This is a genomic window from Nocardia sp. NPDC003999, from assembly GCF_053604885.1.
Map to the genome: position 1 here is coordinate 89,465 of NZ_JBSGIB010000018.1, position 21,088 is coordinate 110,552.

Annotated in this window: 19 protein-coding genes, 1 tRNA gene and 1 pseudogene; 12 read left to right on the forward strand and 9 right to left on the reverse strand. The window is 68.4% G+C overall.

The window, feature by feature from the left end:
* Positions 1–52 precede the first annotated feature (52 nt).
* The gene (locus tag ACWESM_RS28145) at positions 53–565 is read right to left on the reverse strand and encodes a monooxygenase family protein (protein ID WP_452494281.1); all 513 of its coding nucleotides are present in this window, start codon (positions 563–565) and stop codon (positions 53–55) included.
* A 224-nt stretch (positions 566–789) separates the two neighbouring features.
* Positions 790–1,575: an amidohydrolase family protein gene (locus tag ACWESM_RS28150; RefSeq protein WP_364430430.1), complete on the reverse strand. Its 786-nt coding sequence runs from the start codon at positions 1,573–1,575 to the stop codon at positions 790–792.
* Positions 1,576–1,668: 93 nt separating this feature from the next.
* Here ACWESM_RS28150 and ACWESM_RS28155 point away from each other — a divergent pair, with 93 nt between their 5' ends.
* Entirely contained in the window at positions 1,669–2,070 is a 402-nt protein-coding gene (locus ACWESM_RS28155; RefSeq protein WP_355078249.1) for a MerR family transcriptional regulator, read from the forward strand.
* Between the two features lie 106 nt (positions 2,071–2,176).
* Here ACWESM_RS28155 and ACWESM_RS28160 read toward each other — a convergent pair.
* Positions 2,177–2,263: transfer RNA gene (locus ACWESM_RS28160), tRNA-Leu, on the reverse strand.
* A gap of 224 nt (positions 2,264–2,487) precedes the next feature.
* Between ACWESM_RS28160 and ACWESM_RS28165 the strand changes: the two genes are divergently transcribed.
* The 9 genes and pseudogenes from ACWESM_RS28165 (at position 2,488) to ACWESM_RS28205 (ending at position 14,221) form a co-directional block, all read left to right on the forward strand.
* Positions 2,488–3,105 (forward strand): ANTAR domain-containing response regulator, encoded by a 618-nt coding sequence (locus ACWESM_RS28165; RefSeq protein ID WP_039797267.1) that lies wholly within the window; start codon positions 2,488–2,490, stop codon positions 3,103–3,105.
* Between the two features lie 186 nt (positions 3,106–3,291).
* Complete coding sequence (locus tag ACWESM_RS28170) at positions 3,292–4,533, forward strand: branched-chain amino acid ABC transporter substrate-binding protein (RefSeq protein WP_379255589.1); 1,242 nt, start codon at positions 3,292–3,294, stop codon at positions 4,531–4,533.
* Between the two features lie 93 nt (positions 4,534–4,626).
* A complete protein-coding gene (locus ACWESM_RS28175; RefSeq protein WP_355078248.1) occupies positions 4,627–5,664 on the forward strand; it encodes a branched-chain amino acid ABC transporter permease in 1,038 nt (345 codons plus the stop codon).
* Positions 5,661–7,079: a branched-chain amino acid ABC transporter permease gene (locus tag ACWESM_RS28180; RefSeq protein ID WP_452494285.1), complete on the forward strand. Its 1,419-nt coding sequence runs from the start codon at positions 5,661–5,663 to the stop codon at positions 7,077–7,079. The genes ACWESM_RS28175 and ACWESM_RS28180 overlap by 4 nt, the downstream gene beginning before the upstream one ends.
* Positions 7,076–8,032 (forward strand): annotated as a pseudogene (locus ACWESM_RS28185) (ABC transporter ATP-binding protein); the annotation flags it as partial. The gene ACWESM_RS28180 and the pseudogene ACWESM_RS28185, both read left to right, overlap by 4 nt.
* Positions 8,033–8,194: 162 nt before the next feature.
* Positions 8,195–8,890 (forward strand): ABC transporter ATP-binding protein, encoded by a 696-nt coding sequence (locus ACWESM_RS28190; protein WP_245562527.1) that lies wholly within the window; start codon positions 8,195–8,197, stop codon positions 8,888–8,890.
* Positions 8,891–8,977: 87 nt separating this feature from the next.
* Positions 8,978–10,666 carry a DUF885 domain-containing protein gene (locus ACWESM_RS28195; RefSeq protein WP_452494287.1) on the forward strand — a complete coding sequence of 563 codons (1,689 nt, stop codon included), beginning with the start codon at positions 8,978–8,980 and terminating at the stop codon, positions 10,664–10,666.
* Positions 10,667–10,781: 115 nt separating this feature from the next.
* Positions 10,782–13,526 (forward strand): DNA polymerase I, encoded by a 2,745-nt coding sequence (gene polA, locus ACWESM_RS28200; protein WP_364430418.1) that lies wholly within the window; start codon positions 10,782–10,784, stop codon positions 13,524–13,526.
* 200 nt (positions 13,527–13,726) lie between these two features.
* Entirely contained in the window at positions 13,727–14,221 is a 495-nt protein-coding gene (locus ACWESM_RS28205; RefSeq protein WP_355078244.1) for a beta-class carbonic anhydrase, read from the forward strand.
* A gap of 69 nt (positions 14,222–14,290) precedes the next feature.
* Here ACWESM_RS28205 and ACWESM_RS28210 read toward each other — a convergent pair whose 3' ends face one another.
* Positions 14,291–14,605, reverse strand: a complete 315-nt coding sequence (locus ACWESM_RS28210; RefSeq protein WP_355078243.1) for a DUF6191 domain-containing protein — start codon at positions 14,603–14,605, stop codon at positions 14,291–14,293.
* A 453-nt stretch (positions 14,606–15,058) separates the two neighbouring features.
* Between ACWESM_RS28210 and ACWESM_RS28215 the strand changes: the two genes are divergently transcribed.
* Positions 15,059–15,469, forward strand: coding sequence for a 2-keto-3-deoxygluconate kinase (locus tag ACWESM_RS28215; protein ID WP_452494290.1), 411 nt, complete (start codon positions 15,059–15,061; stop codon positions 15,467–15,469).
* Positions 15,470–15,629: 160 nt separating this feature from the next.
* On the opposite strand, the gene trxA is transcribed toward ACWESM_RS28215, so the two are convergent.
* Entirely contained in the window at positions 15,630–16,001 is a 372-nt protein-coding gene (trxA, locus tag ACWESM_RS28220) for a thioredoxin (protein ID WP_355078241.1), read from the reverse strand.
* 47 nt (positions 16,002–16,048) lie between these two features.
* Positions 16,049–16,579, reverse strand: a complete 531-nt coding sequence (locus tag ACWESM_RS28225) for a 2'-5' RNA ligase family protein (RefSeq protein WP_355078240.1) — start codon at positions 16,577–16,579, stop codon at positions 16,049–16,051.
* Positions 16,580–16,658: 79 nt separating this feature from the next.
* Here ACWESM_RS28225 and ACWESM_RS28230 point away from each other — a divergent pair, with 79 nt between their 5' ends.
* Entirely contained in the window at positions 16,659–17,753 is a 1,095-nt protein-coding gene (locus ACWESM_RS28230) for an isocitrate/isopropylmalate dehydrogenase family protein (RefSeq protein WP_355078239.1), read from the forward strand.
* 3 nt (positions 17,754–17,756) lie between these two features.
* Here the strand turns inward: ACWESM_RS28230 and ACWESM_RS28235 are convergent, their stop codons facing one another.
* From ACWESM_RS28235 to ACWESM_RS28245, 3 genes are read right to left on the reverse strand one after another with little or no spacing between them, the layout of a single operon-like run.
* The gene (locus ACWESM_RS28235; protein ID WP_452494293.1) at positions 17,757–19,088 is read right to left on the reverse strand and encodes a diacylglycerol/lipid kinase family protein; all 1,332 of its coding nucleotides are present in this window, start codon (positions 19,086–19,088) and stop codon (positions 17,757–17,759) included.
* Positions 19,088–20,500, reverse strand: coding sequence for a hypothetical protein (locus ACWESM_RS28240; RefSeq protein WP_355078238.1), 1,413 nt, complete (start codon positions 20,498–20,500; stop codon positions 19,088–19,090). Before ACWESM_RS28240 ends, ACWESM_RS28235 begins: the two co-directional genes overlap by 1 nt.
* Positions 20,501–20,558: 58 nt before the next feature.
* Entirely contained in the window at positions 20,559–21,038 is a 480-nt protein-coding gene (locus ACWESM_RS28245) for a DUF7144 family membrane protein (RefSeq protein ID WP_356967835.1), read from the reverse strand.
* Between the last annotated feature and the right edge of the window lie 50 nt (positions 21,039–21,088).

A 21,088-nucleotide genomic window follows, 5' to 3' on the forward strand; every position in this document is an offset into this window, starting at 1 on the left:
GGCATTCAAACGCTGCATTGTGATTGCTTCGTGATATGACAGCGCGCGCAGACTACTCGGATTTGCTGCCGTAGTAAACGTTTTCGCTCACCACGGGCTCGACCCCGGCCGGTCTGCCCTGGACCCGACCGCGAGTGGAGAAGCGCTGACCGCGCGAGGCGACCACGGGCGCGAACCGCGCGAGTCCTGTCGCGGGGTCCATGTCGTCGTACATGGCATCGATGCCGCCACGAGCGAAGTACGCCTCGTGCCAGAAGCCGGTGCCGCCGGAGTCGCGCAGGAACTCCCGCCACCAGTCCCGATGTGGCGCCGTCCGGGTCCAGGCTTCGAGGCTCTCGAGATCACGCCAGTACTGCCGTGCGCCCCAATGCGGCGGGAACAGCGCCCACACGAGATCTTCGTGCAGCAGCAACCCGTCCGGACGATCCTTGTGCGAGCGATAGAGTTTCGGCCCCAGCCCGAGCAACCGCAGCATCCCCCGAGGCCGCCGCACCCGCATGCCGATATAGATGACCACCAGATCCGGATACTCCGACAGATCCACGGTGGTCCTGTTCACTCGCATCGCATACCTCCGCTGGCCCCGGATGTCGAATGCCGCCACAGGGACAACGATTCGACACTCGGATCGGTTCGATGAGGACGCATGCTCGCCATCCGCGATATCGCCCCGGCCGTCGAGTACCCATCGCCATCCGCTGGTACACGGTTGGCTGCGACAGTGGCCGGGGCGTGTCGATCACGGCTTCGGCGGGTGTCGGCAGTTGCCATCGCAGTGACCGGTCGGTGTCAGAGTTCCAGTAGCCGGGCGATGGTTCCGCCGAGCACGCGTTCCCGCACTTCGCCCGAAGCGGTGACGCGTTCCACCGTGGCGCGGGCCAGGAAAGGGTCGCCGTAGGGGGCGTCCGAGCCGAACAGAGTACGGTCGGGAATTTCGTCGATCGCGAGCCGAACAGCGAATATGACGTTGGCGGTGGACAGTTCGAGGTACATGTTCGGAATTTCACGGACCAATTCGATGGCCGACAGCCAGTTGAGCCCGCCCATCTGGCTGATGATCAGTGGAACGGTCGAATGCCGACGTGCGAGGTCCGCCAGAGTTCTCAAGTCCCGGGCCGTGGTCGGGGCGAATCCATGGACCACCACCGGAAGGCCCCCGTGGTCGGCGGCGGCTCGCAGGACCGGTTCGATCCGCGCCGCGTTGTCGGGCTGTGGTGTCAGTTCGCCGATGCCGCGCAGGCCTCGGCCGACCACCTCGCGGTACACGTACTCGGCGATCTCCGACGCGGGCAGATCGAGCCGCACCGTGCCGAAGCCGATGAAACGATCGGGATATGCCGCGAGCGCCGCGTCGAGTTCCTGCCACGCCAGGCGGTAGCTGTCGGCGTCTTTCCCGCGCCCGTCGAGGGCAGCGGTCAAAGCGCTCATCTCGTTTCGGAGCGACACGAGATCGGTCGCCCGTTCCGGATGCGGACGTGTGGCGAACAGCACCGCCCGGTCCACTCCCGCTTCGTCCATGAGTTCGATATGAGTCCGCACCGGGTCGTGAACATGGCTGTGCGCGTCGATGATCAAGGGATGCCTCCCGTGGCGTTCGAGGAATAGGGCCGCGGGTGCAGTGTTGAAGGTTGACGCAGTGCAAGGTCAAGAGATCGGGAGTGACGTCGCATGTTGATCGGAGAATTGGCCGAACGCACCGGCGCCAGCGAACGTCAGCTGCGCTACTACGAGCACGCCGGTTTGCTCACACCGCAGCGGCAGGCCAATGGCTACCGCGACTACGACCGCACCGCGGAACAGACCGTCCGGCAGATCCGGGCCTTACTGGCCGCGGGCCTGTCGACGCGCTTGGTTCGACAAGTGCTGCCCTGCGCTCTGGACGAGGGCTCCCTGCGCCCTTGCCCCGGGGTGCTGGAGAAGCTACGCACCCAGCTGGTCCGGCTCGATCACCGTGCGACCGACCTGGCGCAGGCCCGGGAAACCCTTCGCGAGGTGATCAGAACCGCCGAAGACGCCGAAGCACGGCAACCACGGCCGAAGCTGCGGCAGCCGACGACGCCGGACGTTTAGGCGGAGGCGTGGCCGTGGCATCACGTGGTGTGGCACCGCGCTTGCGCTCGGCGGGGGCCGCGTGACGGGATCAGGGAGTGGCAATCGCAGAGATCGCGTTCCACCTTGGTGCCGAGTGTGGGACTCGAACCCACACGTCCTTTCGGACAACGGTTTTTGAGACCGTCGCGTCTGCCAGTTCCGCCAACTCGGCGCACCGGGTGGAACTATAGCGGGTCGGGTGGCGTGGACGGAAATGGGTTGGCCCGAACGGCGCGGAGGCGCGGTTTGCGCAGGGTATATGCGTTCTATGCCGAAGTGAAAGGTACTCTTTACATCACTCGACAGCCCGAAGGATGGCCGGAGCTCGCCCCGTGCGAGCGCGGCTTTCCTTTGGTTGGGTCGGGTACAGGGCATCGGAACCAGAGGGGTCTACCTATGAGCACAGCAGCTGGGGGCGCCGGCACCAAGAAGGACGCCGGGGCGAAGCGGGTCGTCGTCGCCGAGGACGAGGCGCTCATTCGCATGGATCTGGTCGAGATGCTGACCGAAGAGGGCTATCAGGTGGTCGGCGAGGCGGGTGACGGCCAGCAGGCGGTGGACCTCGCCGTCGAGCACCGGCCCGATCTGGTCATCATGGACGTGAAGATGCCGCGCCGTGACGGGATCGACGCGGCGGCGGAGATCGCGTCGAAACGCGTTGCCCCGGTGGTCATCCTGACCGCGTTCAGCCAGCGCGATCTGGTGGAGCGGGCCCGTGACGCGGGTGCGATGGCCTACCTGGTGAAGCCGTTCACGAAATCGGATCTGGTGCCCGCCATCGAATTGGCCGCCAGTCGCTTCCACGAGATCACCGCGCTGGAGAGCGAGGTCGCGAATCTCGCCGAGCGACTCGAGACGCGCAAACTGGTGGAGCGTGCCAAGGGTGTGCTGATGCAGACGCAGGGCCTTTCGGAGCCGCAGGCGTTCAAGTGGATTCAGCGCACCGCAATGGACCGCCGCACGACGATGAAGGCGGTCGCCGAGGTAGTGCTGGAGAACCTGACACCGAAGTGACGGCGCCGTTCGCGGGAAAATTTACGCGAACGAAACGTAGTCGTGAACAAGAATTCGAAACGATGTCGCGCGCATGATCCGAATGTGATGCGGAACTAACGTACCGACGCTATGTTCTGACCGGGCTGATGTGAGTCGGCCTCCTCGGCGATCCCGGGGGAGCACAGAACTTAGATGAGGTGAAACGTGCTTAGTTCGACATGGCGCAGTCGCTCGACGCGAGCTGTTCTGGCCGTCGGCGCCGCCGCCGCGCTGGTGCTGACGGGTTGTAGCGACAAATCCACCAGCAGCGGTTCGGATTCCTCGGGTACCAGCGGGGCGGGCGGCCTCTCCATCCAGCCGGTTCTGCAGGTCGACCAGCAGGGCAAGGAAGTGCCGAAGGCCGACGCGGCCACGGCGGCCGATCCCGCGGGCGACGGCAAGGCGACCTGCGCGCCGGGCACGGCCATCGCGATGGCGGGCGCGCTGACCGGCCCCGACGCCGCGCTCGGCATCAACATCGTCAACGGCGTCAAGCTGGCCCTGGACAAGCACAACAAGGCCAACCCCGGCTGCAAGATCGAGCTCAAGCAGTTCGACACCGAGGGCGACCCGCAGAAGGCCACCCAGGTGATCCCGCAGATCGTCAACGACCGCTCGATCATCGGCCTGGTCGGTCCCGCCTTCTCCGGTGAGACGAAGGCGACCGGCAAGATCCTCAGCGACGCGGGCCTGGTCTCGGTCACTTCGTCGGCGACCAACGCGACGCTGACCCAGAACGGCTGGACCACCTTCTTCCGCGGTCTGGCCAACGACGACGTGCAGGGTCCCTCGGTGGCGAAGTACCTGGTCAACAGTGCCGGCTACAAGAAGGTCTGCGTCATCCAGGACAACACCGACTACGGCACCGGCCTGGCGAAGTCCATCACCGAAGGCCTCGGCGCCGCCGCGGACCCGGCGTGCGCGGCCAGCATCAAGAAGGGCGACAAGGACTTCTCCGCGACGGTCACCAAGGTGGCGGCGGCGAATCCGGACGCCATCTTCTACTCCGGCTACTACTCCGAGGCCGCGCCGCTGGCCCAGCAGTTGAAGTCCGGTGGCGTGAAGGCGGTCTTCGTCTCCGCCGACGGCACCAACGACCCGCAGTTCGTCGCCCAGGCGGGCAGCGCGGCCAAGGGCGCGAAGCTGTCGTGCCCGTGCGGTCCGGCCCCGGAGAAGTTCGCCAAGGACTACGAGGCGCTCAACGGTCAGGCGCCGGGCGTCTACTCGGTCGAGGCCTACGACCTGACCACGATCCTGGCCAAGGGCATCGACGGCGGGAAGGTCACCCGCCCGGACCTGCTCGACTATGTGCGGACGTACGACGGTGCCGGCCTCGCGCGTCAGTACAAGTGGAACCCGAACGGTGAACTGTCGAACGCGCTGATCTGGGTGTACGAGGTCAAGTAGCCCCGGATCCCGGGCGCACGGCACGTACGGGGATTCGGACGAATCCCCGTACGTGCCGTTGTTCGGTGGGCGAATGGATGAGGGCAGAAATAAATGAAACAAACGGCATTGGCCGCCGGGGTACAACTTGCGGCCGGCTCGGTCGACTTCAACTACGAGGGCCTGATCGATAATTTCTGGCGGCTGACCGTCGACGGCGTGACCTATGGCGCCATCTATGCCTTGGTCGCCGTGGGCTACACCTTGGTGTACGGCGTATTGCGGCTGATCAATTTCGCCCATTCGGAAATTTTCATGCTCGGGTTGTTCGGCCAGTTGATCGGATTGATGATCTTCGGATTCACGGCAGGCCCCGACGCCTACACCCAGGGCGTGGCGCTCACGGTCGTGTACCTGGGCTTGGCGATGGTGGTGGGCATGCTCGTATCCGGAGGCGCGGCCGTCGGATTGGAGCGGGTGGCCTATCGTCCGCTGCGCAAGCGCGGCGCCAAACCGCTGGCCTTCCTGATCACCGCGATCGGCATGTCGTTCGTCCTCCAGGAACTGGTGCACTTCGTGCTGCCGAAGATCCGCCCCGATCTCGGCGGCACCAACGCGCAGCAGGCCATCCGGCTCGTCGAGCCCACCGTGCAGTTCAGTTTCGGCGGCGCGGACGTCACCAACATCATGCTGCTCATCGTGATCGCGGCCGTGGCGCTGGCGATCGTCACCGAGGTCCTGATCAACCGGACCAAGTTCGGGCGCGGTATCCGCGCCGTGGCGCAGGATCCCGACACCGCGACGTTGATGGGCGTTTCGCGGGAGCGGGTCATCATGCTGACCTTCCTCATCGGCGGTGTGCTCGCGGGCGCGGCGGCGATGCTGTACACGCTGAAGATCCCGAACGGGATCATCTACTCCGGCGGATTCATCCTCGGTATCAAGGCGTTCAGCGCCGCGGTGCTCGGCGGCATCGGCAACCTGCGCGGCGCGCTGCTGGGCGGTCTGGTGCTCGGCGTGGTGGAGCAGTACGGCCAGATGCTGTTCGGCACCGAGTGGCGTGACGTGGTCGCGTTCGTGGTGCTCGTTCTGGTGCTGATGGTTCGCCCGACGGGCATCCTCGGCGAGAGTCTCGGAAGGGCGCGCGCATGACCGACACGACTACGACGGCGTCCACGCCGGACCCCGCGCGCCGCGGCCTCGGGGACGCGATCAGGACCTGGTGGGACGGCTTGAGCAGGCCCGCGCAGTGGGGCGTCGGCGTCCCGATCCTGCTCCTGCTCGCCTTGCTCCCGCTGTTCCCGCCGCCGCTGCTGAACACCCCTTCCTACAATTTCGGCCTGGTGATGGCGCAGGTCGCGATGTACGCGCTGCTGGCCATCGGCCTCAATGTCGTGGTCGGGCAGGCGGGCCTGCTCGATCTCGGCTACGTCGGCTTCTACGCGGTCGGCGCCTACACCGTCGGCCTGCTCACCAGCCCCAACAGCCCGTGGAACCAGACCGACGGCGGCTGGCTCGATCCGAAATGGGCCTGGCTGGCGTGCCTGCCGATCGCGGTCGCGGTGACCGCGGTGTCCGGTCTGATCCTCGGTTCGCCGACGCTGCGCCTGCGCGGCGACTACCTGGCGATCGTGACGCTCGGCTTCGGTGAGATCGTCCGGTTGCTCGCGGAGAACCTCACCGAGATCACCAACGGCAGCCTCGGCCTGTCGGGTGTCGCGTACCCGCACGTCGGCGAGTCCGCGAGCAGACCGGAAGGCGTGTTCTCCGGCGGCAACAGCGGCAACCCGGACAGCGCCGACCTGCTCGACCGCGCCGGCTACGGCACCTATTGGTACTGGCTCGGCATGGTGCTGGTGGTGATCGTGCTGCTGGTGGTCGGGAACCTGGAGCGCAGCCGCGTCGGCCGCGCTTGGGTCGCCATCCGCGAGGACGAGGACGCGGCCGAGATCATGGGCGTGCCGACGTTCAAGTTCAAGCTGTGGGCGTTCATGATCGGCGCCGCGGTGGGCGGCATGTCCGGCGCGATCTACGCCGGACAGGTGCAGTTCATCAATCCCACCGGGTTCAACATCATCAACTCGATGCTGTTCCTGTGCGCGGTGGTCATCGGCGGGCAGGGCAACAAGCTCGGGGTGATCTTCGGCGCGTTCGTGATCGCCTATCTGCCCGCAAGGTTGCAGTCGGTGAACCTGGTGAGCAACGAGTCGACCGGGTACGTCCTGCTGGCGATCGATGTCGCGGTGTTCGTCGCGCTGATCGTCGCGTGGCGGCTGTGGTCGGGCCGGCTGAGCGTATGGCCGCGGCGCGGCGTGATCACCGCGATGGTGGTGACCGGCGTGCTGGCATTGCTGCTGCTCGGCAGTGTGCTGCTGTTCCGCAAGGGCGGCGCGCAGTCGCTGGGCGACCTCAAATATCTGTACTTCGGCATCGCGTTGGTGGTGATGATGATTCTGCGTCCGCAGGGTCTGTTCCCGGTGCGGCAGAAGCTGCTCACCTACGGCAGGCAGGTGTACCAGGCCGTGCGCAGACCGGCCCCCGTCGAGCCGATCGGAGCGGGCCGATGACCGGGCCGGGTGCGGGCGACGCGCTGTTCGACAACGAGGACATGGCCGCGGGCTACGCTGCCGAGCCACAGGCCGAGTCCGCGGGCACGGTCGACGTCACCCAGGTGATCCCGGAACTCGCCGACGCGGAGACCGTGGCGGAAGTGGTCGCCCCGCGCCGCGAGATCGAGACCGCGGTGGGTGCGCCGCTGCTGCGGACCGAGGGCCTCACGGTGCAGTTCGGCGGGCTCACCGCGCTGGACCAGGTGAGCTTCGAGATCCGCCGCGGCGAGATCCTCGGTCTCATCGGACCCAACGGCGCCGGCAAGACCACGTGCTTCAACGCGATCACCGGCGTCTACCAACCCGCCTCCGGACTGGTCTACTTCGACGGCAAACCGCTGACCAAGACCAAACGCAACGCGATCACTCGCCTCGGCATCGCCCGCACGTTCCAGAACGTGCGCCTGTTCGGTGAGATGACCGCGCTGGAGAACGTTGTGGTCGGCACCGACGCGCGGCACAAGACCTCGGTGCCGGGCGCGGTGTTCCGGACGCCGCGGCATCGGCGCGAGGAACGCGACGCCATCGAGCGCGGTATGGCGCTGCTGGAGTTCGTCGGGATCGCTCCGCGCGCGGTGGAGAAGGCGCGCAACCTGTCCTACGGCGACCAGCGTCGCCTGGAGATCGCCCGCGCGCTGGCCACCGAGCCGAAGCTGCTGTGCCTGGACGAGCCAGCGGCCGGGTTCAATCCGAGCGAGAAGTCCGCGCTCATGGACCTGATCCGCAAGATCCGCGACGACGGGTTCACCGTGCTGCTCATCGAGCACGACATGCGGCTGGTGATGGGCGTGACCGACCGGATCGTGGTGCTGGAGTTCGGCCGCAAGATCGCCGACGGGCTCCCCGGGGACATCAAGGACGACCCCGCCGTGATCGCCGCGTATCTCGGCGTGCCGGACGCCGAAGCGGTCGAAACCGGCTCCGCCACGGGCGAAGACGGCGCGTCCGGGGATGTCGCGCCGTCCGGGCCCGAGCCGGATGCGGTGCCGCTCGCCAAGGCGGCGGCCACCGAGCCGGTGGCGGAGACGGCACGCGAGACCGCAGCGGGCACACCGCTGCTCGAAGTCGAGGGCATGGTCGTCAACTACGGCAGGATCCAAGCGCTGCACGGGATCTCGCTGACCGTCGCGGAGGGCGAGCTGGTCACCCTGCTCGGCGCCAACGGCGCGGGCAAGACGACCACGATGCGCGCGATGTCGGGACTGCTGCCGTTGACGCGTGGCCGGATCCTGTTCGAGGGTCGCGACATCACCCAGATGAAGGCGCACGAGCGGGTGCTGCACGGGTTGATCCAAGCGCCGGAGGGCCGGGGCGTCTTCCCCGGCATGACGGTGCAGGAAAACCTCGACATGGGTTGCTACGGACGAGGTTTCAAGCAGAAGGCCGAGTACGACCGGACCTTGGAGTGGGTGTTCGAGCTCTTTCCCCGGTTGCTGGAGCGGCGCAAGCAGGTCGGCGGCACGCTCTCCGGCGGTGAGCAGCAGATGCTGGCCATCGCCCGCGCGCTGATGGCGCGGCCGCGGCTGCTGCTGCTCGACGAACCGTCGATGGGGTTGGCGCCCATGGTGATCCAGCAGATCTTCCGGATCATCGGCGAGATCAACCAGCAGGGCACCACGGTGCTGCTGGTGGAGCAGAACGCACAGCAGGCGCTGGCCCGCAGCGACCGCGCCTACATCATGGAGACCGGTGAGGTCACCAAGACCGGCCGCGGCGCGGAATTGCTCACCGATCCCGCGGTGAAATCGGCGTATCTCGGCGTGGGCTAGGCGTGGGCTAGGCGTACCTCCGCCTTCGCTAGGGCGGCTTCGCCTGGCTCGCCGCAGACTCCGGTGCCGCGCGGCCTGGCTCGAGGCATGATCGTGACCATGGATGGTCACGACGAGCTGATGAGCTTGGCCGAGCGGTACTGGGACAGCGTCCTCGAGGCGGCGCCGAGCGAGGCGACCCTGCTCGGCGACCGCCGCTTCGACGATCGGATCGAGGATCTGTCCGTCGACGCCGAACAGCGGTTGCTGTCGACCTGGCGCGACCTGCTGCGCGCGGTCGACGCGCTCGACGCCGAGGGGTTGAGCCAGGGCGACCGCATCACCCGCAGCTTGCTGCGCACCGAATTGAACGGTGCGGTCGAGCATCTGGAGTGGCGGCCGCTGGAACTGGCCTCCGACCAGATGAACGGCGTGCACGCGGGCGTGCTGATGGTGGCGCCGCAGACGAACGCGCCGCGGCCGGAGCACGCGCTGGCGCTGGTACGCCGCTACCGCCAGTTCGGGGACATGCTCGGCCAGGCCGTGGAGCGGTTCCGCGCGGGACTGGCCGCGGGCCGCACGCCCGCCCGGATCGCCATCGAGCGCTCGCTCAATCAGCTGGACGGCTACCTGGATTCCGACGTGGCCGCCGATCCGTTCGTCACCTTCGCCGGTCCGGAGGGCTGGGACGGCGAGGCCGCATGGCGCTCGGAATTGACCGAGGTGACGCGGGATGTCATCCGGCCTGCGTTCCAGGTCTACCGCGACGCGCTGTACGACGAACTGCTGCCCGCCGCGCGTCCCGACGACCAGCCGGGCCTGTGCTGGCTCGGCGCCGACGGCGAGGACATCTACCGGCGGCTGCTGCGCCACCACACCACGCTGCCCGATCTCGGCGCCGACGAGATCCACGAACTCGGCCTCGCCGAGCTGGCGAAGCTGCGCGAGGAATACGCGACGGTGGGCGCGCGCCTGTTCGGCACCGGCGATCTCGGTGCGATCTTCGGTCGGCTGCGCGACGATCCCGCGCTGCGCTACGACGACGCCGAGCAGATCATGTTCGACGCCCGCCGCGCCCTGGCCGTGGCGACCGCCGAAATGGGGAACTGGTTCGGGCGCCTGCCGAAGGAGTCCTGCGACATCGTCCCGGTGCCGGAGTTCCTGGCCGCGGATTCGCCTGCGGCGTATTACTTCCCGCCGGCCGCCGACGGGTCCAGGCCGGGCACGTACTTCGTCAACCAGCACCATCCCTCCGGCCGTGGGCGCTTCGAGACCGCGTCGGTGGCCTACCACGAGGCGATCCCCGGTCATCATCTGCAACTCACCATCGCCAACGAACTCGATCACCTGCCGCGTTTCCAGCGCCAGTCCTTCGCCAACACCGCCTTCGTCGAGGGCTGGGCACTCTACACCGAGCGGCTTGCCGACGAGATGGGTTTGTACGAGGACGATCTCGGCCGCCTGGGCATGCTGGCGGGCGATTCCTGGCGCTCCTGCCGGTTGGTGGTCGACACCGGCCTGCACGCGAAAGGCTGGAGCAGGCAGCAGGCCATCGACTTCATGGTGGCCAACGCGCCGGTCGGGCTGGCCGAGATCACCGTGGAGGTGGACCGCTACATCGCGATGCCGGGGCAGGCGGTCGGCTACAAGATCGGGCAGCTGGAAATCCTGCGCCAGCGGGTGGCGGCCACCGAGCGGCTCGGCGCGGACTTCGACATCAAGGCCTTCCACGACGTGGTGCTCGGCTCCGGATCGGTGAGTCTGCCGGTGCTGCGGGAACTGGCGGGCACACTCTGACGGCGCGGGGCGCGACCGGTACTCGCGCCCCGCGGACCGGAATCCGGTCCCGGCGGCTCCGGCTGCCGGGTGTCGGCGTATCGCCTTGTCGGTGCCGGTCCCTAGACTCTGGGGCGTGAGTTCACCCACGACCGCTCCGCGTCCTGCCCCCGCGTCCGGCTCCGGCGATCCCGGCTCGGGAGACCGGCCGACGCTGCTGTTGCTGGACGGGCATTCGATCGCCTATCGCGCGTTCTTCGCGCTACCGGCGGAGAATTTCAAGACGGTCACCGGGCAGACCACCAACGCGGTCTACGGCTTCACCGCGATGCTGATCAACCTGCTGCGCGACGAGAAGCCGACGCATGTGGCCGCGGCGTTCGACGTGTCGCGCCAGACCTTCCGCGCCGAGGCGTATCCGGAGTACAAAGCCAACCGCACCACCACGCCGGACGAGTTCCGCGGGCAGGTGGAACTCACCAAGGACGTATTGGGCGCGCTGGGCATTCCGGTGATGGCGATCGAGGGCTTCGAGGCCGACGACATCATCGCCACGCTCACCACGCAGGCGACGGCCGCGGGTTTCCGCGTGCTCATCGTCACCGGCGACCGGGACTCCATCCAGTTGGTGAACGAGAACGTCACGGTGCTGTACCCGCGCAAGGGCGTGTCCGACCTCACCCGGTTCACCCCTGACGAAGTGATGGCCAAATACGGCCTCACGCCCAACCAGTACCCCGACTACGCGGCGCTGCGCGGCGATCCGAGTGACAACCTGCCCGGCATTCCCGGCGTGGGGGAGAAGACCGCGGCCAAGTGGATCCGCGAGTACGGCGACCTGAACACGCTGGTCGAGAAGGTCGACCAGGTGAAAGGCAAGGTCGGCGACGCGCTGCGGGCCAATCTGAGCAGCGTGGTGCTCAACCGGCAGCTCACCGAGCTGATGCGGGAGGTGCCGCTGCCGTACACCCCCGATCAGCTGGCGCAGGGGCCGTGGGATCGCGAGAAGATCCATCAGCTGTTCGACGATCTCGAATTCCGCGTGCTGCGCGACCGGCTGTTCGAGACGCTGGCTCCGCCGGAGCCGGAGGCGGAGGCCGGTTTCGAGATCAGCGGCGGCGCGCTGGAGATCGGCGCGGTCGCGGACTGGCTCGCCGAGCACGCGAAAGCCGGTGTGCGCCACGGTGTCTCGATCCTCGGCACCGGCTCCCCGGCTGGCGGTGACGTTCGTGCGCTCGCCATCGCCGCAGGTGACGGCGAGAGCGGCTACATCGACGTCACGGTGCTCACCCCCGAGGACGAGGCGGCGCTGGGCGCCTGGCTGGCCGACCCGGCCGTGCCGAAGGCGCTGCACGAGGCCAAGGCCGCCCTGCACGCCCTGCGCGGCCGCGGCTGGGCACTGGGCGGGCTGACCAGCGACACCGCGCTGGCGGCGTATCTGGTCCGCCCGGGCCAGCGCACGTTCAACCTCGACGACCTGTCACTGCGCTACCTGCACCGCGAGTTGCGCGCCGAGACCGGCGAGACCGCGCAGCTGTCGCTGCTCGACGACGAGGACGCCGTCGACGCCGAGCTCGCGCGGGCGCAGATGCTGCGCGCGCGTGCCGTCGCCGACCTGGCCGACGCGCTCGACGGGGAACTGGCCCAGATCGAGTCCACCCCGCTGCTGGCGGACATGGAGCTGCCGCTGCTGGGTGTGCTGTCCACCTTGGAGGAAGCGGGCATCGCGGTGGACACCGACCAGTTGGCGACGCTGCAGCGGCAGTTCGCCGACCGGGTGGCCGAGGCGGCCGAGGCGGCCTACGAGGTGATCGGCAAGCAGATCAACCTGGGCTCGCCCAAGCAGTTGCAGGTGGTGTTGTTCGACGAGCTGGACATGCCGAAGACCAAGCGCACCAAGACCGGCTACACCACCGACGCGGACGCGCTGGAATCGCTCTACGAGAAGACCCAGCACCCCTTCCTGGAGCATCTGCTCACGCACCGCGACGCCACGCGCTTGAAGGTCACCGTCGACGGCCTGCTCAAGTGCGTCGCCGAGGACGGTCGCATCCACACCACGTTCAACCAGACGATCGCGGCCACCGGGCGGCTGTCCTCCACCGAACCGAACTTGCAGAACATCCCGATCCGCACCGATACCGGCAGGCAGATCCGCGACACCTTCGTGGTCGGCTCCGGGTACCAGTCGCTGATGACCGCCGACTACAGCCAGATCGAGATGCGGATCATGGCGCACCTGTCCGGGGACGAGGGCCTGATCGAGGCGTTCAACTCGGGGGAGGACCTGCACAGCTTCGTGGCGTCGAAGGCCTTCGACATCCCGATCTCCGAGGTGAGCCCGGAACTGCGCCGCCGGATCAAGGCGATGTCCTACGGCCTGGCCTACGGGTTGAGCTCCTACGGTCTGTCCGCGCAGCTGAAGATCAGCACCACCGAGGCGAAGGAGCAGATGGAGGTCTACTTCGCCCGCTTCGGCCGCATCCGCGACTATCTGTACGAGGTGGTGGAGCAGGCACGCAAGGTCGGCTACACCGAGACGCTGTTCGGCCGCCGCCGGTACCTGCCCGATCTGGATTCCAGCAACCGGCAGCGCCGGGAGGCCGCCGAACGGATGGCGCTCAACGCCCCCATCCAGGGCACCGCGGCCGACATCATCAAGGTGGCGATGATCAACGTGCACCGGGCGATGCGCGAGGCGGGTTTGCGCTCCAGGATGCTGTTGCAGATCCACGACGAACTGCTGTTCGAGGTCGCCGACGGGGAACGAGAGACGCTCGAGGCGCTGGCGTGTGAGCAGATGTCCGCCGCGATCGCCCTCTCGGTGCCGCTGGAGGTCTCCGTCGGCGTCGGCCGCAGCTGGGACTCCGCCGCGCACTGACCGGCGCGGGCACACCGCACCGACATGCCGGGCCCCACCGCACGGGCCCGGCATCGGGCATCCCGAGAGCTATCATCGGGCCACCGCGCGCAAGTAAACGAATCACGGTGAACGGGATCCATGTCCCGTGCCGCGCGGCCACCTACCGTGGGGCTGGTCATACATAGGGATTCACGCATACCGAGCGCAGGGGATGGCCCATGACTGTCACCGATGAGTACCTGGAGAACAACGCGGCGTACGCGAGCACCTTCCAAGGCCCGCTGCCGCTGCCGCCCGCGAAGGGCGTGGCCGTGGTCGCGTGTATGGACGCGCGGCTCAATGTCTACGGCGCGCTCGGCCTCGCCGAGGGCGAGGCGCACGTCATCCGCAACGCCGGCGGCGTCGTCACAGCCGACGAGATCCGCTCGCTGGCCATCAGCCAGCGGCTGCTGGGAACCAGGGAGATCATCCTGATCCACCACACCGACTGCGGCATGCTCACCTTCACCGACGACGACTTCAAGGCGAGCATCCAGGAGGAGACCGGCATCAAGCCCGAGTGGTCGGCTGAGGCTTTCTCGGACCTGGAAACCGATGTGCGCCAATCGATCGCGCGCATCGTCGCGAGCCCGTTCGTGCCGCACAAGGACTCCATCCGCGGCTTCGTCTTCGACGTCGCCACCGGAAAGCTGAACGAGGTTCTGCCCCGATAGGGACGAATTTCACACTGCGCCAGTGGGATCCGGGTGAAGTCACCCGGATCGCACTGCGTGTGGCGTATTTCACGAGGGCTGTCGCACGATCAGGCGCGCCGATCCGGCGCCGAGATCCACCTCGTCGCGGGGTGGCGCGCCGTCGGATGCGTCCTCCCGATGCATCAGCGTCGTCATCCGCTGCTCGAACTCGTGGTGCTTGCCGCCTTGGAAAACCGCCGTGACCTCTTCGAACCCCGCCGCCGCGACCGGAAGCCCCGACCGCTTGCGAGTCCAGGGCAGCGCGCGGCCGCCGGTGAGTTTGTTCCAGGCGACTTCGGCGAAGGCGAACAGGATGAGCAGGACGGCCAGACCGGGAATGGTCATCGCCACGAGGAGACCCATGTCACCGACGCTACCCTTGCCCTGGCCGCACCGCGCTGAACTGCACGTTTGATACTCGCCAGTAGACAATTCGGGCATCGAATGTGGTTGCTATTGCGCCGCGATGTCCCTATCCTCGATGCCGTGCCGAAACCCGCCGACCGCCGCAGCGCAGCGCTCCATGTCGCAGACCGCGACAGCGCTTTGCTTTCGGCGTCGCTCATCGGGCCCTCCGTGGCAACGCAGGCTACCGCCTCCGTGTCCGAGGATCGCGCCGAGCTACTTCCGCTCACCGCGATGGTGGCGCCGCTTCCCCGAGTTCTCGTAGTAGCCCGCCGTAGCGGGGTCTGATTCGGGCCGGCCCCCTCGCTGCGGGCATTTCCACTTGTTAGTGCTGGTCCCCTCTGTCAACTGAGCCACGACATTCTTCGGGAAGACCTACTTTCAATGACCATCCTGACTCTTGATACAGACATGTTCCAGGCCGCCGCGCCCAAGGGCCTACGGGCCGAAGCCACCGGGCTGACCTCGGCGCAGTTCCACAGCCGTTACTGCGCGCACGGCGGTCCGATCCGGCTCGGCGAGTGGTCGCCCGCGGGCGCCAGAACCGCGGAGTTCACCGCCACGCTGGAGTTCGCCGGGCATCTGCGGACCGTCGTCGCCACCGGCAGCCCCGTCGCGGCGATGACCTCGGCCCTCTACGAGGAGGGCTACCCCGTCGAGATCCTGCAATTCCACCAGCGGCGCACCGCCGAGGGCACCGCCACCTTCGTGCAGTGCGAATGCAACGGCAGGCGCGGCTGGGGCGCGGCGATCGCCGACGACGGCGCCGAGTCGACGGTCCGCGCCATGATCGCGGGCGTCAACCTGCTCGGCGTGTCCTGACATCGGGTCATTCGGCCTCGGGGCGGCGGCCTGCCGCCCCGAGGTTCGCGCCCGGCCACTGACGTGCGACAGGCCCGGACACGGACTGCCGCTTTCGCGTGTCCGTCCCCGGGCCCGAGTGAATTCCGTTGTGGCGCAGTGCCGCACCGCGCCACGCGAACTACTGTTCGGCCTTCTGCTGCTCGGCGAGCTGCTTGCGCACCTCGTCCATGTCCAGCGCCTTGACCTGGGTCACCAGGTCCTCGAGCGCCGCGGGCGGCAGCGCGCCGGGCTGCGCGAACACCAGCACGCCCTCCCGGAAAGCCATGATGGTCGGGATGGAGCGGATGTTGGCAGCCGCCGCGAGGCCCTGCTCGGATTCGGTGTCGACCTTTCCGTGCACCACGTCGGGGTGCTTGGTGGAGGAGGCCTCGAAAGTCGGTGCGAAACTCTTGCACGGGCCGCACCAATCGGCCCAGAAATCGACGAGTACCACGTCGTTTCCGGTGACTACCTCATCGAAATTGTGCTGGGTCAGCGTCTGGGTGGCCATGACGTCCTCTCGTTTCGGTGTGCCTGCTACAACGCGGGCTGCCTCGGTTATCTTCCACGACGGATCCGGCCGACCGGCCACTCGCGTCGCTGATCCCCGTCCCATCGACGGATACCCAGCACCGTCGCGGGGAAATCCCGGTCCCGCGCGACGGCGTGGATGGCCTCGCCGAGCTGGTGCGGGGGCACCCGCCTGGCGAGGGTGATGTGCGGGGTCCACGCGTCCGGATGCAGGTTGGCCGGAACGCCGGGGCACGGGGAGATCGTGTGGAAGATCCGGCGGTGCAGGGCGAGCAGTGCCTCGGACGGGACCACCATCCGCACCAGGATGGAGCGGCGGGCGCCGAAGACCACCAGCCCGCCGAGCCGCACGGGGATCGGCGCGAAGGCCTGCTCGTCCAGCGCCTGCTCGATGCGCGGCCAGATCTGCCTGGCCACCCCTGCGGTGATGTGCGGGCGGTTGGACTCGTCGGTGCGCGCGGCGAGGCTCGGCACGCCTGCTTCCGCCAGCAGTTGCCACTGGCGGCGGATCTCCGTGTCGGCGGCCTCGTCGAGGAGTAGTTCGACCGACTGCACCATGGTCTCCCGAAGGTAGCCGCAACCGGCGTGTCCGCGGGCCGGTTCCGGCGGCCGGGCGCGCCGGCGGGAGGATGTCCCGGTGAACGACGTGAAGCGACCCCGGGCGCACCGGGCACTGCGACTCGGCCTGATCGACGGCGACGGCATCGGCCCCGAGGTGGTGCGATCCGCCAGGCAGGTCGTCGACGAGGCGCTGTCCGCGGCGGGCGCCGCCCCGGTCGAGTGGGTGCCGCTGGCCATGGGACACCAGGCCATCGCCGAGTTCGGCACTCCGCTGCCCGAGCAGACGCTCGAGCAGCTGGCCGGTGTGGACGCGTGGATTCTCGGCCCGCACGACAACGCGTCCTATCCGGCCGAACATCGCGTCGCGCCGGGCGGGGTGATCCGCAAGCATTTCGACCTCTACGCCAACATCCGTCCCGCGCGGGCCTTCGCGGGTGTGCACGCGGCGGCCCCGGATATCGACCTGGTGATCGTGCGGGAGAACAGCGAGGGGTTCTATGCCGACCGCAACATGTTCGCCGGGTCGGGGGAATTCCGGCCGACGCCGGACATCGCGATGTCGGTCGGACTGGTGACCCGGGCCGCCTGCGAGCGGATCGCGCATCAGGCGTTCCGGCTGGCCGCGACCCGGCGCAAACGGGTGACGATCGTGCACAAGGCCAACGTCCTGCCCCTGACCATGGGCCTGTTCCGCGACGTCTGCCGTGCGGTCGGCCAGGACTACCCGGGAATCGAGGTCGATGAGGAACACGTCGACGCGGCGGCCGCGCACTTGGTCCGCGCCGCCTCCGACTACGACGTCCTGGTCACCGAGAACCTGTTCGGCGACATCCTGTCCGACCTGGCCGGTGAGTTGAGCGGATCGCTCGGGCTGGCCGCATCGCTCAACTGTTCGGCCACCGCGGCCATGGCGCAGGCGGTGCACGGCGCGGCCCCGTCGCTGGCCGGGCACAACCGGGCGAACCCGGTGGCGCTGCAACTGTCGGCGGCGATGCTCTTGCGCTGGCTGGCGACCCGGGACGCCGAGATGGCCCTGGCGCGGGCGGGCGAGCGGATCGAACGCGCCGTCGCCGCGACCTTCGAGGCGGGCATCGCCACCGCCGACCTCGGCGGACTGGCATCCACCAGCGAATTCACCGAGCAGGTTTGCGCCAGGGTGCATCGCAGGTAGCGGTCAGCGAAATTTGCGCGGCCCGGCCAGTTCTCGCAACCGCGCCCAGTTCAGCGTCGGTGGCGGCACCCGCGTGCCCGGCCGGGTCCGCGGCACCCGCACCCGCAGCGCGCCCGGCGAGATCGCGCAGCGCACCGGCGTTTCGAGGCGGAGGGATTCGCCGTCCACACCGGCCGGGATCTCGGCCCGGTCCGCGTCGACGACCACCTCGGTGGCGGTGAGCCGCACCAGACCGCGATCGTGCGCCCTCCGCAGCAGGCCCACCGCTTGGCGCGTGCTCGCCACCGTGACCGTCACCACGCCGAGCAGCCCCGCGTCCAACCGGGCGCGGCGGCCGAGGCCCGCGAGATCGCCGGTGGCGTAAGGGCCGTTGCTGACCAGGACCGCCTGGGGCCCGTCCACGGACACGTTGCCGATGCGTGCTCGCAACCCGGTGTCGGAGCCACGTCCGAGCAGGTCGGGTAGCAGGCGCAACACGGTCCCGGTCTTGTCGTCGCGATACTGCGGACTCCGCACCACCTCCGCGTAGACGCCGAAGGAGGCGTTGTTGACGAACGTGCGCCCGTTGACGGTGCCGAGGTCGACCAGGATCTCGACACCGTCGCGCAGCGCAGCCAAGCCCGCGGCCGGGTTCTTCGTATCCAGTCCGAGATCCCGCGCGAAATGGTTTCGTGTACCGGCGCCGATCACCACGAACGGTAGCCGGTGTTCCGCGGCGACCGCCGCGACCGAGGCCTGCGTTCCGTCGCCGCCTGCCACGCCGAGGAGGTCGGCGCCCCGCTGAACCGCTCGCCGGGCCAGCGCGGCGACATCGATCGGATGCGACCCGGACAGCAGCGCCACTTCGGCGCCGAGTTCCCTGGCCTTGCGTGGCAGCTCGAACTCGACCACTTTGCCCCCGCCGGAGCGGGGATTCATCACCAGGAACGGGTGTTGTGCCGGGGCGGCGGGGAACTCGGGCAGTCGCGACTCGCCGGGATCGTTCCGCAATGCCCGGCGTGCGCACGCCACGGCCACCGCGCCCAGGGCTCCGGAGACCAGCACCACCCACAGCTGACGCTCCCGGACGAAGAGAAGCGCCACCGCGACCGGCGCCAGGATCGCCAGAGCCGCCGAAGCGACCCGCACCGCGCCACGGTTGACCAAGGACCAGTAGATTCCGGCGACGCCGACCGCGACGCCGCCCGTCACGGCGATCAGCAAGGTGAGCAGACCGAGCAGCCCGGCCACCGCGAGTGGCAGCACGGCCGCGGCGATCACGGCGGCGAATGCCGCCCTGGCCCACCACTGCCCAGCCATCGGCGGCTGCGCCGAGCGGCGCTCCGCTCCCGCCATCACGTACCGGTCCCGGCCGTGGCCCCGTCCTTCGTTTCGGGCTCGGCTGGTTGTTGCCAGGCCCGAGCGGGACGAATCAACAGCTCCAGCAGGAGCAGCGCCAGCAGCGCGCCCAGGACGATCCACACCACCACGAGACCGGTGGGGTAGCGCCAGAACACCAGCAGCAGCGCGGCGATGCCGATGATCGCGCAGCGCAGCGCGGTGCGCGCCCGGAAAGCCCAGGTCTCCACGGGGTTCGGCGGACGCGATCGCCGCAGTCGCTGTACCGCGTCCATGGCACGCCCGAAATCGCGGCGCACCACGGTGGCCGAGGCCGAGCCTCCGGTGAGGTAAGCGCCCACCGCGATCACGAGACCGAGCACGGCGACCCCGCGCAGCGCGGTCCGCAGCGGAACCAGCACCGTGTCGATGAGAACGGTGGCCGCGTCCGGGGACAGCACATCGGGCGGCATTCTGTCCAAATACACCGCTCGCGCGATCATCAGCGCGATCGCCAAGATCAGCATGCCCACCGCAAGCGCGAGACCCACGAAGGCCAGGGCGCGGCGGCGACGGCCGACGGGTGCTGCGGCGATCGCGGCCACAGCGGCCGCGATCGTCACCCACGGCAGCACTGCCGAAGCTTTGTCGAGATTGTCGACCGCCCGTTGCGCCCGTACCAGTTCCGGCGACCGGAACAACACGAACTGTTTGTCGACCGCGGGGATCTTCTCGGCGAACGTGAAGCCGCGATCGATCAGCCGCGCCTTGACGTTCTCGATCACGGTGCGCAGCGAGAGGCTCACCGTGCCGTTCTCGTCGACGGTCACCGACTGCGGGCCGACGTGGCCGGTCAGCACCCCCACCAGCGCGGTGTGGGCGGCGCGGTTGGCTTGCACCCACAGATCCTCGAACTGGTCGCTGCGCACGAACGACAGCACGGTGTCGTTGACGAAGCCGCGGGCCTGCTGTGTGATCACCGGCGCCAGACCCTCGACCGCCCGGTCCACCCGAGGCCGGTTCGCGGTCGCCGGAACGGCGTCGGTCAGCGCGGCCAGGGCGTCCGCGGTCAGGCCCTCGATGTCGACGCGAGCGAAGATCTCGTCGGTGACCGTGTCGGCCACCTCCGTCTGCAGCGCCGGATCCGACCCCAGCGGCGCCACCGTGCTCAGGTACCGGTCGGTGTCGAGGATCTCGCCGCGCACGAAGCGCGCCAGCACCGTGGTGATCGCCAGGACGGCGACCAGCACCGTCAATATCACCACCGCGGTCCACCGCCACGCATGCCGCGGTGGCCGCGACACCCGCGGCGGCGCACCGCGCGCCTCCGTCCGCAGCGCGGCGACCTCGGCGCGCAGGCGCTCGAGCTCGGCGCGTTCGTCCGCGCTCAGCCGACGTTCGGGTGCATTGTCACTCGCGTTGGAATCCATGGGTTCCTCACTCCAGGAACGGATTCGGGCTGCGGGACGCGACCGGCAGCCGCGCTGCTCAGGCCGTCGCCGAGCCGGAGGGCGGCGCTCCGGGGCCAGCGGCGGAACCCGGCCCCTGGAACGTGGTCTCCGGGTTCCACGTCGTGACGGCCCAGATCACCACCACGTCCAGCGCGATGATCAGGATGGACCAACCCGGGTAGTACGGCAGCCACAGGAAGTTGGCGATGATCGACAGCGCCGCGATGACGATCGCCGACACCCGCGCCCAGGTCGCGCCGGTCATCAACGCGATGCCGACGACGATCATCACCACGCCGAGCACGATGTGCGTCCATCCCCAGGCGGTGAAGTCGAATTTGAAGGTGTACTGCTGGCCCTGGACGAACAACTCGTCCTCGGCGACCGCCGAGATTCCTTGGAACAGCTGAAGGAACCCGACGGTGGTCAGTATGATCGCGGCCGCAATCGATGTGCCCGCGGCGATGCCTTGCCGGACGCGGTGGTTTTCCTGGCCCACAGGCGTGTGTTGCGACATTTGCGGTTCCCTTTCGCGACGATTTCGTATCGGCATGGGATGTGCGCATG

Coding starts and splice junctions, on each gene's coding strand:
- ACWESM_RS28205 (WP_355078244.1), top strand. CDS start 13,727: ATGACTGTCACCGATGAGTACCTGGAGAACAACGCGGCGTACGCGAGC.
- ACWESM_RS28180 (WP_452494285.1), top strand. CDS start 5,661: ATGACCGACACGACTACGACGGCGTCCACGCCGGACCCCGCGCGCCGC.
- ACWESM_RS28175 (WP_355078248.1), top strand. CDS start 4,627: ATGAAACAAACGGCATTGGCCGCCGGGGTACAACTTGCGGCCGGCTCG.
- ACWESM_RS28245 (WP_356967835.1), bottom strand. CDS start 21,038: ATGTCGCAACACACGCCTGTGGGCCAGGAAAACCACCGCGTCCGGCAA.
- ACWESM_RS28210 (WP_355078243.1), bottom strand. CDS start 14,605: ATGGGTCTCCTCGTGGCGATGACCATTCCCGGTCTGGCCGTCCTGCTC.
- trxA (WP_355078241.1), bottom strand. CDS start 16,001: ATGGCCACCCAGACGCTGACCCAGCACAATTTCGATGAGGTAGTCACC.
- ACWESM_RS28190 (WP_245562527.1), top strand. CDS start 8,195: ATGGTCGTCAACTACGGCAGGATCCAAGCGCTGCACGGGATCTCGCTG.
- ACWESM_RS28215 (WP_452494290.1), top strand. CDS start 15,059: ATGTTCCAGGCCGCCGCGCCCAAGGGCCTACGGGCCGAAGCCACCGGG.
- ACWESM_RS28165 (WP_039797267.1), top strand. CDS start 2,488: ATGAGCACAGCAGCTGGGGGCGCCGGCACCAAGAAGGACGCCGGGGCG.
- ACWESM_RS28240 (WP_355078238.1), bottom strand. CDS start 20,500: ATGGATTCCAACGCGAGTGACAATGCACCCGAACGTCGGCTGAGCGCG.
- ACWESM_RS28155 (WP_355078249.1), top strand. CDS start 1,669: ATGTTGATCGGAGAATTGGCCGAACGCACCGGCGCCAGCGAACGTCAG.
- ACWESM_RS28225 (WP_355078240.1), bottom strand. CDS start 16,579: ATGGTGCAGTCGGTCGAACTACTCCTCGACGAGGCCGCCGACACGGAG.
- ACWESM_RS28235 (WP_452494293.1), bottom strand. CDS start 19,088: ATGGCGGGAGCGGAGCGCCGCTCGGCGCAGCCGCCGATGGCTGGGCAG.
- ACWESM_RS28145 (WP_452494281.1), bottom strand. CDS start 565: ATGCGAGTGAACAGGACCACCGTGGATCTGTCGGAGTATCCGGATCTG.
- ACWESM_RS28195 (WP_452494287.1), top strand. CDS start 8,978: ATGATCGTGACCATGGATGGTCACGACGAGCTGATGAGCTTGGCCGAG.